Consider the following 14,116-nt stretch of genomic DNA (forward strand, 5'->3'; position numbering starts at 1 on the left):
CCCAGGAGGCATCGACCCCGATGCAAACCCATCAGTACGACGTCGTCATCGTCGGCGCAGGCGGCGCCGGGATGCGCGCGGCGCTGGAGTCGTCCGGCAAGGTCCGGACGGCCGTCATCTCCAAGCTCTACCCCACGCGCTCGCACACGGGCGCCGCGCAGGGCGGCATGTGCGCCGCGCTCGCGAACGTGGAGGAGGACAACTGGGAGTGGCACACGTTCGACACGGTCAAGGGCGGCGACTACCTCGTCGACCAGGACGCCGCGGAGATCATGGCCAAGGAGGCCATCGACGCCGTCCTCGACCTCGAGCGCATGGGCCTGCCGTTCAACCGCACGCCCGAGGGCCGCATCGACCAGCGCCGGTTCGGTGGGCACACCCGCAACCACGGCGAGGCCGCGGTGCGCCGCTCGTGCTACGCCGCGGACCGCACCGGTCACATGATCCTCCAGACGCTCTACCAGCAGTGCGTCAAGCAGGACGTCGAGTTCTTCAACGAGTTCTACGTCCTCGACCTCATCACCGACCACGACCTCTCCGCGGGCGAGATCCCCGACGACGAGACGGTCACCGCGACCGGCGTCGTCGCCTACGACCTCGCGTCCGGCGAGATCCACGTCTTCCAGGCGAAGGCGATCATCTTCGCCACCGGTGGCGCGGGCAAGATCTTCAAGACGACGTCCAACGCGCACACGCTCACGGGCGACGGCATGGCCCTGGCCTACCGCCGCGGCCTGCCGCTCGAGGACATGGAGTTCTTCCAGTTCCACCCGACCGGCCTCGCGGGCCTCGGCATCCTCCTGTCGGAGGCCGCCCGCGGCGAGGGCGGCATCCTGCGCAACGCGGACGGCGAGCGCTTCATGGAGCGCTACGCCCCCACCATCAAGGACCTCGCGCCGCGCGACATCGTCGCCCGGTCCATGGCGAACGAGGTCCGCGAGGGCCGCGGCGCCGGGCCGAACAAGGACTACGTCCTGCTCGACCTCACGCACCTCGAGCCGGCGCACATCGACGCCAAGCTCCCCGACATCACCGAGTTCGCCCGGACCTACCTCGGGATCGAGCCGTACACCGAGCCCGTGCCCGTGTACCCCACGGCGCACTACGCGATGGGCGGCATCCCGACGAACGTCGACGCCGAGGTGCTGCGCGACAGCCACAACGTCGTCAAGGGCCTCTACGCCGCCGGTGAGGTCGCGTGCGTCAGCGTGCACGGCTCCAACCGTCTCGGCACCAACTCGCTGCTCGACATCAACGTCTTCGGCAAGCGCGCCGGCCGCACGGCCGCCGCCTACGCCGCGACCGCGTCGTACAGCGAGCTCCCGGAGAACCCCGCCGCGGCCGTCGTCGCGCAGCTCGAGGAGATGCGCAACCGTCCCGACGGCGAGCGCGTCGCCGACGTCCGCAAGGCGCTCCAGGAGACCATGGACGCCAACGCCCAGGTGTTCCGCACGGGCGAGTCGCTCAACCAGGCCCTCGCGGACATCCGCGACCTGCAGAAGCGCTACAAGAACGTGTCCGTGCAGGACAAGGGCCGCCTGTTCAACACCGACCTCCTCGAGGCGATCGAGCTCGGGTTCCTCCTCGACATCGCCGAGGTCACCGTGGTCGCGGCGATCAACCGCAAGGAGTCCCGCGGCGGCCACTACCGCGAGGACTTCCCGGACCGCGACGACGCCAACTACATGCTGCACACGATGGCCTACCGCCGTCCGACGTCCGCCAGCGACGTCGCCGACGGGCACGTCGCGGGCTACTTCGACCACGTCGAGCAGTTCGACGGCTACAAGGTCGCCCTGGGCTCCAAGCCCGTCACCCAGACCCGGTACGAGCCCATGGAGCGGAAGTACTGATGACTGCCACACTCGAGAGCCCGGCCGCCGAGCCCAAGGCCGGGGAGATCCCCTCGTTCGAGGTCACGCTCCGCGTCCGCCGCTACTCCCCCGAGTCGGAGCACGGCGAGGAGGCGTACTGGGACGAGTTCACCGTCCAGGCGCACGGCACCGACCGCGTGCTCGACGCCCTGCACAAGATCAAGTGGGAGCACGACGGCTCCCTGACGTTCCGCCGCTCGTGCGCGCACGGCGTGTGCGGGTCGGACGCGATGCGCATCAACGGCCGCAACCGGCTCGCGTGCAAGACGCTCCTCAAGGACGTCAACCCCGACAAGCCGATCACGGTCGAGCCCATCAAGGGCCTGCCCGTGGTCAAGGACCTCGTCGTGGACATGGAGCCGTTCTTCGCGTCCTACCGCGAGATCATGCCGTTCCTCATCACGTCCGGGAACGAGCCGAGCAAGGAGCGCCTCCAGTCCGCCGCGCAGCGCGAGCGCTTCGACGACACCACCAAGTGCATCCTGTGCGCCGCGTGCACGTCGTCCTGCCCGGTGTTCTGGACCGACGGCCAGTACTTCGGCCCCGCCGCCATCGTCAACGCGCACCGGTTCATCTTCGACAGCCGCGACGAGGGCGCCACGCAGCGCCTGGAGATCCTCAACGACAAGGAGGGCGTGTGGCGCTGCCGCACGACCTTCAACTGCACCGAGGCCTGCCCGCGCGGCATCGAGGTCACGAAGGCGATCCAGGAGGTCAAGCGCGCGATGATCACCCGCGCGTTCTGACACCCCCCGCACCGCCCCGAAGGGCGCCGACCGGACGGTCGGCGCCCTTCGTCGTCCCCGGGTGACGCCGCGCCCACGCGGCCCCGCACCGATCGGCACCCACGGCCGGGATCGGCAGCCTCGACCGAGATCGGCATCTGCGGCCCAGATCGGCAGCCGCACGTGCAGATCTCGGCAGCGCGTGCCGATCTCGTCCCGCCGCCCGAGCGCGGCGGTCACGTCCCGCGCGGCAGGCGGCCCCGGCGGATTCCGCGGACCAGGGGGCTCCACGGGCGGTGCGACCCGTGACCAGCGCGGAGGTGCTCCTCGGGCGACGGGACGACGGCGTCGCGCGTGCCCTCGACGGCGTCGCGCCTCTTCTGGACGTCGTCGCGCGCGCTCTCGACGGCGTGGCGGGGCGCCCGGAGGTGGCGGCCGTCGGCCGGGGGGTCGCCGTCGAGCACGGGCAGCTCGGGACGGCCGTCGCGCGCGTGCCGGGCGCCGTCGGGCACCGGGTCGGGCGGGCGCGGCGGGTTCGCCATCCACGCGCACACGGCCAGGAGGATGCGCGCGGTGAAGTTGACGAGGAGCAGCAGCGTCACGAGGACGGCGAACGACGCCAGGAGGGCGTTCCGCGTGGCGCTGCTCTCGACGAACGACGACCCGAGGTAGCGGAGCACGCCGAACCCGACGGCGGCGGTGAGCGATCCGACGAGGAGGTCGCGGCGTCGGACCTGCACCCCGGCGAGGAGCCGCACGACGACGACCACGACGAGCGCGTCGAGCAGGACGCTCACGACGAGGCCCGCACCGGTGACGAGGACGGCGGGCCCGCCGGAGAGGCCGATCGCTTCGAGGATCTGGTTGCCGAGGGACGTGACGGCGATGCCGGCGACGGCGGAGACGAGGAGGAACAGCGCGAGCAGGAAAAACCCGAGGAGGGCGCGCGCCCGGGCGAGCACGGGGCTCTGGCCGACGTCGCTCACACCGAACATGGTCCGCACGGCGCCGCGCAGGTGGTACATGAACGACACGACGGAGAAGAGCAGCACCACGCCCGCGACGACGCTCGTGACGCTGAGCCCGGAGTCGAGCAGGAGCTGGTCAGGCCGGATCTCGCCGGGCTCGCCGTCGAGGGCGATGAGCCCGGGGACGAGCTCGTTGATCTCGCCGAAGACGACGTCCATGAGCTCCTCGCGCCCGCCCAGGACCCGCATGAAGACGGTGTAGCCGATCGTCAGCGCGGCGAACAGCGAGAACAGCGCGGAGTACGCGATGCCGCCGCACAGGAGCGCACCGCGCGCGTACAGGTAGCGGTAGGTCGCGCGGCCGGGCCGGCTGTCCTTCCAGCGCTCGACGAGCGCGTCCACCCGCGCGCGCGTGCGCGTGACGACGCGCGGGGCGGCAGGGCGGGGCGACGTCACGCCCCGAACCCTACGAGGCGGTCGCTCCCGCGGCATCCGCGCCGAGGGGGAACACCTGCTCGGGGCGCCAGACGCCGTCGTCCCCGTGCTCGTAGAGCGAGAAGCCGGCGACGTCGAACTGCGCGTCGTAGGTCGCCATCTGGTCGAACGCCGCGTCGAGCGCGGCCTCGGGCACCTCGTGCGCGACGGTCACGTGCGGGTGGTAGTTGAACCGCAGGTCCTGGGCGAGCGGGCCGGTGCGGATCGCGCTCTCGAGGTGCTCGCACTCCGCGATGCCCTCGACCACCTGGACGAACACCACGGGCGAGACGGGCCGGAACGTCGCGCTCCCCCGCAGGTGGAGGCGGAACGGCGCCGCGGTCGACGCGACCTCCGCCAGGTGCGCGCGCGCCGTGTCGAGCGCGGTGCGGTCCAGGACCGTCGGGCCGAGGAGCGTCACGTGCGGCGGGATCGACCGCGCGAGCGGGTCGCCGAACCGTGCGCGCGCGTCCTGGAGCTGCGTCGCGAACGGCTCGGGCACCTCGATCGCGATGCCGATCCGCACCTGGTGGGGCTCGCGCTCCGGGAGGTTCACGCGGTCGTCCCGCCCACGGGCAGCAGGCCGACGCGGTCGTAGATGCGGGCGAGCGTGCCGGCCGCGATCTCGCGGGCCTTCTGCGCGCCGCGCGCGAGCACCGCGTCGAGCTCGGCCGGGTCCGCCAGGTAGGTGTTCGCGCGCTCCTGGAACGGCACGAGGAAGTCGACGACGACGTCCGCCAGGTCCACCTTGAGGCGCCCGTAGCCCTGGCCGTCGTACTCGGCGGCGATCGCCTCGACGTCCCGCCCCGTGAGCGCCGAGTAGATGGTCAGCAGGTTCGACACGCCGGGCTTGGCGACCGGGTCGTAGCGGATCTCCGTGCCGGAGTCGGTCGCAGCCGACCGGATCCGCTTGGCGGCGACCTTCGGGTCGTCGAGCAGCCAGATGACGCCCTTGCCGTTCGACGAGGACTTGCTCATCTTCGCCGTCGGCTCCTGGAGGTCGTAGATCTTCGCGACCGACCGGACGATGTGGGCCTCCGGCACGACGGCGGTCCCGTCGCCGAAGCGGGCGTTGAGCCGCTCCGCGAGGTCGCGGGTGAGCTCGAGGTGCTGGCGCTGGTCCTCGCCGACCGGCACGAGCGCCGCGTCGTAGAGCAGGATGTCGGCCGCCATGAGCACGGGGTACGTGAACAGCCCGACGGTCGTTCCGTCGGCGCCCTGCTTCGCGGACTTGTCCTTGAACTGGGTCATGCGGCCCGCCTCGCCGAAGCCCGTCTGGCACGACAGCACCCACGACAGCTCGGCGTGCTGCGGCACGTGCGACTGGACGAACAGCGCCGAGCGGTCCGGGTCCACGCCGCCGGCGAGGTACTGGGCGGCCGTGCGGCGGGTGCGCTCGCGGAGCCGCTCCGGGTCCGGGTTGACCGTCAGCGCGTGGAGGTCGACGACGCAGTACAGGGCGTCGTACGCGTCCTGGAGGGAGACCCACTGGCGCAGCGCACCGATGTAGTTCCCGAGCTGCAGCGAGTCCTCGGTGGGCTGCATGCCCGAGAGGATCCGTGGCCGGGTGCCCGTCGGGCTCCCGGGCTCCTGCGTGGTCTCCGGGACCGGTGCCGGACCGATGTGCGTCGCCTCGATGGACATTGCCCCATTCTGACAGGTGCTCGGGCGCCGGAACGAATCGCCGTCGTACCGCGGTCGGACGACGGGGTCAGGTGGCCTCGTCGTCGAACGGGGCGGGCCCCGTCGGCGCGACGGGAGCGGCCGGGCGGGGCGGGGAGACGCGCTCGGGCAGGGGGTCGTCGTCCAGGAGTGCCTCGCGGACGATCCGGCGCGGGTCGTACTGGCGCGGGTCGAGCTTGGCCCAGTCGACGTCCGACAGCTCCTCGCCGAGCTCCGCGTCCACGCGCGACTTCGCGTCGCGCAGGTAGCCCCGCGCCGACCGCACGAACGCCCCGAGCTGCTCCGCGTAGCGCGGCAGGCGCTCGGGACCGATGACGACGACCGCCACGATGAGGAGCACGACGAACTCGGCTCCGTTGATCCCGAACACGCCGACAGACTACTCGCTCGTGGCCTCGTCGAGGACGACGCGCACGTCGCGCTCCTGGTCGCCGGTCCGCACACGCAGGGTCACCGCGTCCCCCGGCGCCTTCGCCCGGATCGCGACGATGAGCTCGTCCGACTCGGTGACGGGCCGGCCGTCGATGGACAGGATCACGTCTCCCGGCCGGATCCCGGCGGCGTCCGCCGGGCCGTCGGGCGTCACCGCGGGCGTCCCGGACTGCGCGTCGGTCGAGACCTGCACGCCCTCGCCCTGGTAGCGCTGGTCGAGGAGCACGCCGATCACCGGGTACGTCGCGACGCCGTCGGCGATGAGCTGCTCGGCGGTCCGGCGGGCCTGGTTCGACGGGATGGCGAACCCGAGCCCGATGCTCCCGGTGGCCTCGCCGCTCCCCGGCGGCTGCGCGATGGCCGAGTTGATGCCGACCACCTGGCCCCGGCCGTCGACGAGCGGGCCGCCGGAGTTGCCGGGGTTGATCGCGGCGTCCGTCTGGATCGCGTTGATGAACGCCGTCTCCGCCGCGGCACCCGCCTGGACCGGGCGGTTGAGCGCGCTGATGATCCCCGTGGTCACGGTCCCGTTGAGCCCGAGCGGCGCGCCGATGGCCACCACCGGGTCCCCGACGACCACCTCGTCGGAGTCGCCGAGCGCGAGCGGCGTGAGGCCCGAGTCCTCGACCTTGACGACCGCGAGGTCGTAGTCGACCGTCCGCCCGACGAGCTCGGCCGGGCTCTCGTGCCCGTCGGAGAAGAGCACGACGATGTCGCCGCCGTCGGCGGCCGACGCGACGACGTGGTTGTTCGTGAGGATGAAGCCGTCCTCCCGCAGCACGAAGCCCGATCCGGTCGCGACGCCGTCGGCCCCGCGGACCTGGAGCGAGACGACGCTGGGCAGCACGGTCGCCGCGATGTCCGCCACCGAGCCGTCGGGGCGGTCCGCGCCGGGCTCGACGCTCGCGGGCGGCAGCGCCGAGACGGACGAGCCGGAGGGCTGCGGGTCGGCGAGGCGGTCGGCCGCGACGCCGCCGACGGCGCCCGCGACGAGCGCGAGCACCGCGACGCCCGCGACGGCGGCCGGGCGCAGGCCGCGTCGCGGGGCGGTGCCGGCGGGTCCGCGGGGCACGCCCACGAGGGTCGGGTCGACGGACCCGCCCGGGCGCGTCGGCGCCTCGGGCTGGCCGAACGCGCTCAGCCGCTCCCAGGGGTCCGTGGGCGCCGCAGTCGAGGGTTCCGCAGGCGCGGGCACCGCAGGCGGCGGCGGGACCGGTCCCGGACCGTACGCGGGCGCGGCGTGGCCCGACGCAGCTCCCTCGGTGGGCCGTGGCGCCTCGGCGGACGGCGGGACGGGCACGCTGCGGTAGGCCGACGGCGGCGCGAACGGGTTCGGCGCGGCGTCGCGCGGACCGGGCTGCTCCGGTCCGGTCTGGGGGTCGGTCATGAGGTGCCGAGCGCTCCTGTCATGGTCGTCCAGCCCCGGGAGATGCGCGCCGGGACCCCGGCATCGTAGTCACGGGCCGGGAACGCCGCCACGAGGGCGGCGACCGTCTCCTGCTCGGTGTCGGCGACGACGTCGATCACCGTGTCGCCCGACTGCCACACGACGTGCCACGGGGCCTCGGACAGCACGTGCACGCGGCGCCCGTCGACGTCCCACGTCTCGCCGCCCGCGAGCGCCGACGTGTCCAGCAGGCCGGTCTGCTCGCGCACGACCGCCTCCCCGCCCGGCGCCTCGAGGTCGATCTCCAGCACGCCGCGCCGCGCGTCGTCGCGCACGTCGGCCACGCGGAATCCCTCGGGGAGCGGCGTCGGGCAGGTCCAGCCCTGCGCGGCGAGCGCCGCGAGGGCGGACGCGCCGCCGTCCGCGACCGTCCCCCCGCCCGACCCGCCGTCCGAACCGTCGGTCCGCGCGCCGCCGACGACGAGCGCGCCCGTGGCCCGGGGTGCGGCCTGCGCGAGCACGGTGAGCGGGTCGCTGCGGTGCAGGTCCGGCGTGACGAGCGGGCTCTCCCCCAGCGCGAAGAGGCCCACCGCCGCGACGCCGACGCCGCCGACGACGAGGCCCACCACGCGCCGCCGGAGCGAGCCGCGGCGCACCTCGCCGCTCCACGCGCCGCGCGGGAGCGTCGCGGTCTCCGCCCAGGGGTCGCTCGGCGCGGGCGCCGCGCGCAGCGGGTCGCCGTCCGTCGGCGGGATCTGGGCGGACAGCGCGAGCAGGCGCGCGGCGAGGTCCGGCGCTGGCTCCACCGGCCCGGCCGCGCTCAGCGCGCGCCGGGCCGCCCGGGCCGCGGAGAGCTCTGCCGCGCACCGCGGGCAGCAGGCCACGTGCTCCAGGGCGCGCTCCGCCTCCGCGGGCGACAGCTGCCCGTCGACGAGCGCGGAGAGCCGCGAGCCGAGATGGGTCACGCCGCCCCCCGGGCGCCCACGGCGGTCGGCGCGTCGTCCGACGCCGGACGCTCCGCGGGGTCGCGGTGGGGCAGGGCGGCGCGCAGCTGCGAGCGCGCGCGGTGGATCCGCGAGCGGACCGTGCCGAGCTTGATGCCGAGCGTCACGGCGATCTCCTCGTAGGAGAGGCCCTCGATGTCGCACAGCACGACGGCGGCCCGGTACTCGGGCGAGAGCGCGTCGAGCGCGCGCTGCACGTCGCGGTCGAGGTTCGCGTGCTCGAACCCGCGCTCCGGCTGGGCCTCGGCGCGCGCCGGGTAGTGCCCGTCGTCGTCGCCCATGGCCTCCATCCGGATGCGCTGCTTGCGCCGCACCTGGTCGAGGAACAGGTTCGTCGTGATCCGGTGGAGCCAGCCCTCGAACGTGCCCGGGGTGTAGCTCGACAGCGAGCGGAACACCCGGACGAACGTCTCCTGCGTGAGGTCCTCCGCGTCCTGACGGTTGCCGGTGAGGCGGTAGGCGAGCCGGTAGACCCGCGCCGAGTGCTCGCGCACGATCGAGTCCCACGACGGCGGCACCCACGTGCCCGCGTCCGGCTGGCCGTGCGTGCTGGTCCTCGGTCGTGCGTCGTCCACGTGGTCCATCGTCCCAGAAGAACGTCCCGCCCTCGGCGCGTGTTCCCCGGCTCGCGCGGGACGTGCGCGCGACGTCCACGGCCCGTGCACACGCGCGCGGCGCGGGAACGGGCCGGCGTGGGAGGGGGCGGGTACGATCCGAGACAGTGCCGGCCCGGCCCCCGGGGCCGGACGACGGACCACCAGGAGGACCTGATCACCAGCGACGTCGGCACCCACCGCAGCGCCAAGGCGGCGAGCTGGGTGTACAGCGAGGAGTTCGTCCCCGAGGACGAGGTCCTCCTGCGGGCGCGCGACCGCGCGGCCGAGCTCGGCTGCCCCGCGGTCCTCCCGGGCGTCGGCGCCGTGCTCCAGGTCCTGGCCGCGTCCCTCGCGGCCCGCGCGGTCGTCGAGATCGGCACCGGCACGGGCGTCGCCTCGATCTGGCTCCTGCGCGGCATGCCCGCCGACGGCGTGCTGACGACGATCGACGTCGAGGTCGAGCACCAGCGCGCGGCGAAGGCGGCGTTCGCGGAGGAGGGCGTGCCCGCGTCCCGCACGCGCACGATCCCGGGCCGCGCGAGCGACGTGCTCCCCCGCCTCACCGACGGCGCGTACGACCTCGTCCTCGTCGGGGCCGACAAGCACAGCTACCCCGAGTACGTCGAGCAGGGGCTGCGCCTCCTGCGGCCGGGCGGCGTGCTGGCGGTCGACGGCGCCCTCTCGCACGACCGCGTCGCCGACCCCGCGCGGCGCGACGAGGTCACGACGATCGTGCGCGAGGTCGGCCGGTCGCTCCGGTCCGACGAGCGCGTGCTGCCGGCGCTGCTGCCCAGCGGCGACGGCCTCCTGCTCGCCGTCCGCCGCTGACCGGCCAGGTCAGAGCCGGTCGAGCGCCTCGAGCAGCAGCCGGGCGCCGAAGCCCGTCGCCCCGGCCACGACCTCGTGCCGGTCGGCCGTCGCGCGCGCCGGTCCCGCGACGTCGAGGTGGGCCCAGGGCACGTCGCCCACGAACTCCCGGAGGAACAGCGCGGCCGTGATGGCCCCGCCGCCGGGGCTCTCGACCGGGACGTGCCGCAGGTCGGCGACGTCGGAGCGCAGGGCACCCGCGTAGTCCTCGACGAGCGGCATGCGCCACACCCGCTCGCCCGTCGTGCGGGCGGCGTCCTCCAGCGCGTCGGCGACAGCGTCGTCGGTCGCGAACAACGCGCCGTGACCACGACCCAGGCCCATGCTGGCCGCGCCGGTGAGCGTCGCGACGTCGACGAGCACGTCCGGGGCGAGCTCCTGCACGGCGTACCCGACGGCGTCGGCGAGGACGAGGCGGCCCTCGGCGTCCGTGTTCGCAACCTCGACCGTGCGCCCCGACCACGTGCGCAGCACGTCACCGGGACGGTAGGACGCCGCGCCGACGTGGTTCTCCGCGAGCGGCAGCACGGCGGTGACGCGCCGGTCCGAGCGCGCGCGGGCGGCCCCGAGCACGACGGCGAGCGCGACGGCGGCACCCGCCATGTCGGTCTTCATGGGCACCATCGCCTCGCGCGGCTTGATGGACAGGCCGCCCGTGTCGTAGGTGATGCCCTTGCCGACGACGACCACGTGCCGCGGCGCGGAGCGGTCCGTCGCCGGGGTCACGCCGTGGTCCGCGGGGTCGTACGTGACGGTGACGAGCCGGGGCCCGCGCGCCGAGCCGGCGCCCACGGCGAGGAGGGCGCCGAAGCCCTCCTCGGCGAGCTCGGCGGGGCCGCGGACGGTGGTGTCGAGGCCGAGCGCGTCGGCCAGCCTGAGAGCGCGGTCGGCGAACCAGGCCGGGTCCTTGACGTCGGACGGCGTGTTCGCGAGGTCGCGCACGAGCCACGTCGCGGCGGCCGCGCGGGTCGCCGCCTCGATCGGTGCCGCCACGTCGGGACGGTCGGGCGGCGTGAGCAGCACGAGCTGCGCGGCGGCGTCCTGCGCGCCGGCGGGCGCGTCGCCGCGGCGCGGCTGGGCGTACGCGGCGAGCAGGTAGCCCTCGACGTAGGCGCGGACCTCGGCCGCCCCGGCGTCCGCGGTCACGGCGCTCACGACCCGCTCGAGGCCGCGGGACGCACGAGCCAGCGCGGCCCCGGCGCGGCGCAGGTCCGTCGCGGTGCCGGCGCCCACGCCGAGCAGCAGGAGGCGGGGCGGCAGGCCCGCCCACGGCAGCCGGGTCGTGGACCCGACGTGCGCGCGCGGCAGGTCCACGCGCACGACCTCGCCGGCCGCGCCGCGGAAGCCCGGGCCACCCGCGCGCTCGGCCAGCTCGGCGAGGTCGACCCCGTACCGCAGGGTCGCGTCGACCGTGCCGGCGCGCGGCTGCAGCCCGTCCTCCGCCTCGCGCGGCGGCGCGACGGCGACCACGACCGCGTCGGCCTGTGCCTCGTCGACGAGCGGGGCGTCGCTGAGCACGCCCCGTGCACCGACCACCTCCGGCAGCGCGCGCGGGATCTCCGAGGTTCCGGAGACCCGGCGCTCACGTGCGGGCAATCAGCCCACCACGGCCTGGAGCGCCTCACCCAGCTCGCTGGCCTCGGTCGCGTTGAGCTCGACCACCAGACGCCCGCCACCCTCGAGCGGGACCCGCATGACGATGCCTCGCCCTTCCTTGGTGACCTCCAGCGGTCCGTCACCCGTCCGCGGCTTCATCGCAGCCATCGATGGCACTCCATTTCCGTTTGTCCCGAGTCCACCCCGCACGCGCGAGGAGGGGCGTCCGACCTCGGACGACGCCCGGGGGACAGTCTAGTTCACGCGTGCCGACATCCCGGGCGTCCCGGTCACGGCGGCCAGCCCGACGGCGGGACCAGCCGCCACAGCGACCAGACCCACCACACCTGACCCACGACGCACGCGACGGTCACCGCCGCGAGCCACGCCCGCGACCGCGTCCACCCGACCGTCACCGCGCCGAGCGGGAACGCGAGCAGGAGGAAGCGCACGAGCGACGTGCCCGGCTGGACCGTCGCCACGAGGTACGCCAGGTACGCCCCGGACCACGCGTGCATCTCCGGGCCGAGACGCGCCGCCACCGGGTTGAGCACGAGCGCGGCGGCCACCACGAGGACGAGCGCGAGCAGCCACGGGCCGGCGTCACCCGCGAGCCACCGCGAGACGTCCACCCACGGCACGAACGGCACGACCTCCGCGCCGCCGCGCCAGGCCTCCTGGGTGCGGAAGTACGCCTGGTGCACGCCCGTCACCGCGCCGCACAGCCAGGGCCACACGAGCCCGCTCCCGAGGGCGACGACCAGCAGCCCGCCCAGCCGGGCGGCGTCGGGCCCGCGCAGGTCCCCGCGGCGCCACCGCACGATCCCGTGCCACAGCACGACCGCCGCCATCGGCAGCGCGACCGCGCGGCAGAAGCCGAGGAGCACGACGAGGAGCGCCGCCCCGGCGTAGCGGCGCCGCGCGAGCAGGAGCAGCGCACCGGCCACGAGGAGCAGGGCGAGCGACTCGGTGTAGGCGACCTGGAGGACCGGGCTGGAGGGGAAGACGCTGACGAGCAGCACCGTCGCGAGCGGGAGGCCCGGGCGGCGCTCGACGGCGGCCGCCCCGGCCGTCGCGACGAGCCGATGGACGACGAGCGCCGCGCCCGCCCCGCACGCGAGCGCGACGGTTGGTGCGAGCACCTCCCAGCCGAGCCCGGTGCCCGCGTCGAGCGCGCGGACGAGCGCGGGGAAGAGCGGGAAGAAGGCCCACACGTTCTGCTGCACGGCGCCGTCGGGGCCCACGGGGAGCGTGTCCGGGTAGCCGGAGGCGTAGATCTGCTCGTACCAGCTCGCGTCCCACATCCGGCCGACGTAGGCGAGGTACGACGGCGCGGCGTCGGTCCACAGGTTCTGCTCCTGGGACCGCGCGGCGACGAGCAGGACGCCGGCGCTCGCCGCCCGGGCCAGGGCGTAGACCACGAGCACCTGCACCCACCACCGCCAGGTGGCGGGCCGCAGCAGCCGCGCCCGCGCCGCGGGGAGGGCGGCCGTGCGCGGCGTCGTCACGCCAGGCCCCGCAGGGCCGCTGCCGGGGCCGTCTCGTCGCGGACGGCGGAGACCAGGTCGAGGACGCGGCGCGTCGCCGCGACGTCGTGCGCGCGGAAGACGCGCGCGCCGAGCCACGCGGCGACGGCCGTCGCCGCGAGCGTGCCCTCGAGGCGCTCGTCGGCCGGGAGGTCGAGCGTCTCCCCCACGAAGTCCTTGCGCGACAGGGCCATGAGGAGCGGGAAGCCGAGACCCGCGAGCACCTCGGTGCGGCGGAGCAGGTGCAGCGAGTGCCACGTGTTCTTGCCGAAGTCGGGGGTCGGGTCGACGAGCACCGACGCGCGCGGGACGCCGCACGACACCGCCCGCTCGGCCGCGGCCCGCAGCGTCGTCACGACGTCCTGCACGACGCCGTCGCGCGGGTCGGCCGCTCCGGGGCGGGCCGGGTAGTCGACGCGGACGGGGTCCGTGCGCGGCCGCGCTCCCCCGGTGTGGGAGCACACCACCCCGATCCCGTGCTGCCCGGCCACCTCGACGAGCCGCGGGTCGTGCCCGGCCCACGTGTCGTTGACGAGGTCCGCGCCCGCGAGCGCCGCCTCGTGCGCGACGTCGGCCCGCCACGTGTCCACGCTGACGAGGAGCTCCGGGAACTCCGACCGCACGAGGGCGACGAACGGGACGACGCGGCGGATCTCCTCCGCCGGGGTGACCTCCGGGCCGACCCCGGCGCGCACGCCGCCCACGTCGAGGATCTCGGCGCCCTCGCGGACCGCGCGCTCGACGGCGGCGAGCGCCTGGCGGTCGTCGAGCTGGCGCGCGCCGGCGTAGAACGAGTCGTCGGTGCGGTTGACGATGGCCATCACGGCGGGCCGGTCGAGCTCGCGCCCGCGCAGCACGAGCGACGTGCCGCGCGGCGGCACCCCGAGCGGCGGCAGCGGGACGGGCGCGCCCTCGGACGGGCGCGCCCCCGGCTCGCCCCCGCCGGAGCCGGGCGCGCCGGGACCTGCGGTCATCGTGCCGCGC

At 75.1% G+C, this 14,116-nt stretch carries 14 protein-coding genes; 3 read left to right on the forward strand and 11 right to left on the reverse strand.

All coding sequences use genetic code 11. From position 1 onward, the window contains the following. The first annotated feature begins 20 nt into the window (after nt 1-20). Together sdhA and B8281_RS16255 are read left to right on the forward strand one after the other, a co-directional pair. The gene (gene sdhA / locus B8281_RS16250; RefSeq protein WP_021481377.1) at nt 21-1,853 is read left to right on the forward strand and encodes a succinate dehydrogenase flavoprotein subunit; all 1,833 of its coding nucleotides are present in this window, start codon (nt 21-23) and stop codon (nt 1,851-1,853) included. Next, nucleotides 1,853-2,620, forward strand: coding sequence for a succinate dehydrogenase iron-sulfur subunit (locus B8281_RS16255; protein ID WP_034651163.1), 768 nt, complete (start codon nt 1,853-1,855; stop codon nt 2,618-2,620). Before sdhA ends, B8281_RS16255 begins: the two co-directional genes overlap by 1 nt. A gap of 215 nt (nt 2,621-2,835) precedes the next feature. Here B8281_RS16255 and B8281_RS16260 read toward each other — a convergent pair whose 3' ends face one another. From B8281_RS16260 to sigE, 7 genes are all read right to left on the reverse strand, one after another. Beyond that, on the reverse strand, nt 2,836-4,023 hold the full coding sequence (locus tag B8281_RS16260) for a YihY/virulence factor BrkB family protein (protein WP_198163084.1): 1,188 nt from the start codon (nt 4,021-4,023) through the stop codon (nt 2,836-2,838). Between the two features lie 10 nt (nt 4,024-4,033). Continuing rightward, on the reverse strand, nt 4,034-4,597 hold the full coding sequence (locus tag B8281_RS16265; protein ID WP_085388256.1) for a 2'-5' RNA ligase family protein: 564 nt from the start codon (nt 4,595-4,597) through the stop codon (nt 4,034-4,036). Further along, entirely contained in the window at nt 4,594-5,685 is a 1,092-nt protein-coding gene (gene trpS, locus B8281_RS16270; protein WP_081599752.1) for a tryptophan--tRNA ligase, read from the reverse strand. The genes B8281_RS16265 and trpS overlap by 4 nt, the downstream gene beginning before the upstream one ends. A 67-nt stretch (nt 5,686-5,752) precedes the next feature. After that, a complete protein-coding gene (locus B8281_RS16275) occupies nt 5,753-6,094 on the reverse strand; it encodes a twin-arginine translocase TatA/TatE family subunit (RefSeq protein WP_034651176.1) in 342 nt (113 codons plus the stop codon). 9 nt (nt 6,095-6,103) lie between these two features. Further along, nucleotides 6,104-7,543 carry a S1C family serine protease gene (locus tag B8281_RS16280; RefSeq protein WP_085388257.1) on the reverse strand — a complete coding sequence of 480 codons (1,440 nt, stop codon included), beginning with the start codon at nt 7,541-7,543 and terminating at the stop codon, nt 6,104-6,106. Then, nucleotides 7,540-8,508: a zf-HC2 domain-containing protein gene (locus B8281_RS16285; RefSeq protein ID WP_085388258.1), complete on the reverse strand. Its 969-nt coding sequence runs from the start codon at nt 8,506-8,508 to the stop codon at nt 7,540-7,542. Before B8281_RS16285 ends, B8281_RS16280 begins: the two co-directional genes overlap by 4 nt. Then, complete coding sequence (sigE, locus tag B8281_RS16290) at nt 8,505-9,122, reverse strand: RNA polymerase sigma factor SigE (protein WP_232322597.1); 618 nt, start codon at nt 9,120-9,122, stop codon at nt 8,505-8,507. Before sigE ends, B8281_RS16285 begins: the two co-directional genes overlap by 4 nt. 243 nt (nt 9,123-9,365) lie before the next feature. Between sigE and B8281_RS16295 the strand changes: the two genes are divergently transcribed. Then, nucleotides 9,366-9,971, forward strand: a complete 606-nt coding sequence (locus B8281_RS16295; RefSeq protein WP_369824879.1) for an O-methyltransferase — start codon at nt 9,366-9,368, stop codon at nt 9,969-9,971. A 9-nt stretch (nt 9,972-9,980) separates the two neighbouring features. On the opposite strand, the gene B8281_RS16300 is transcribed toward B8281_RS16295, so the two are convergent. From B8281_RS16300 to folP, 4 genes are all read right to left on the reverse strand, one after another. Beyond that, nucleotides 9,981-11,528, reverse strand: coding sequence for a M17 family metallopeptidase (locus B8281_RS16300; RefSeq protein WP_232322598.1), 1,548 nt, complete (start codon nt 11,526-11,528; stop codon nt 9,981-9,983). A gap of 78 nt (nt 11,529-11,606) precedes the next feature. Beyond that, nucleotides 11,607-11,774 carry a DUF3117 domain-containing protein gene (locus B8281_RS16305; protein ID WP_064506638.1) on the reverse strand — a complete coding sequence of 56 codons (168 nt, stop codon included), beginning with the start codon at nt 11,772-11,774 and terminating at the stop codon, nt 11,607-11,609. A gap of 122 nt (nt 11,775-11,896) precedes the next feature. Further along, a complete protein-coding gene (locus tag B8281_RS16310; protein WP_085388261.1) occupies nt 11,897-13,114 on the reverse strand; it encodes a hypothetical protein in 1,218 nt (405 codons plus the stop codon). Continuing rightward, complete coding sequence (gene folP, locus B8281_RS16315) at nt 13,111-14,106, reverse strand: dihydropteroate synthase (protein WP_198163085.1); 996 nt, start codon at nt 14,104-14,106, stop codon at nt 13,111-13,113. Before folP ends, B8281_RS16310 begins: the two co-directional genes overlap by 4 nt. Between the last annotated feature and the right edge of the window lie 10 nt (nt 14,107-14,116).

The sequence above is a fragment of the Cellulosimicrobium sp. TH-20 genome, from assembly GCF_002105775.1.
GTDB lineage: Bacteria > Actinomycetota > Actinomycetes > Actinomycetales > Cellulomonadaceae > Cellulosimicrobium > Cellulosimicrobium funkei.

Bases quoted from the DNA above. Each gene is read 5' to 3' on its own strand.
- sdhA (WP_021481377.1), top strand. From the start codon at position 21: ATGCAAACCCATCAGTACGACGTCGTCATCGTCGGCGCAGGCGGCGCC.
- B8281_RS16255 (WP_034651163.1), top strand. From the start codon at position 1,853: ATGACTGCCACACTCGAGAGCCCGGCCGCCGAGCCCAAGGCCGGGGAG.
- trpS (WP_081599752.1), bottom strand. From the start codon at position 5,685: ATGTCCATCGAGGCGACGCACATCGGTCCGGCACCGGTCCCGGAGACC.
- B8281_RS16280 (WP_085388257.1), bottom strand. From the start codon at position 7,543: ATGACCGACCCCCAGACCGGACCGGAGCAGCCCGGTCCGCGCGACGCC.
- B8281_RS16305 (WP_064506638.1), bottom strand. From the start codon at position 11,774: ATGGCTGCGATGAAGCCGCGGACGGGTGACGGACCGCTGGAGGTCACC.
- folP (WP_198163085.1), bottom strand. From the start codon at position 14,106: ATGACCGCAGGTCCCGGCGCGCCCGGCTCCGGCGGGGGCGAGCCGGGG.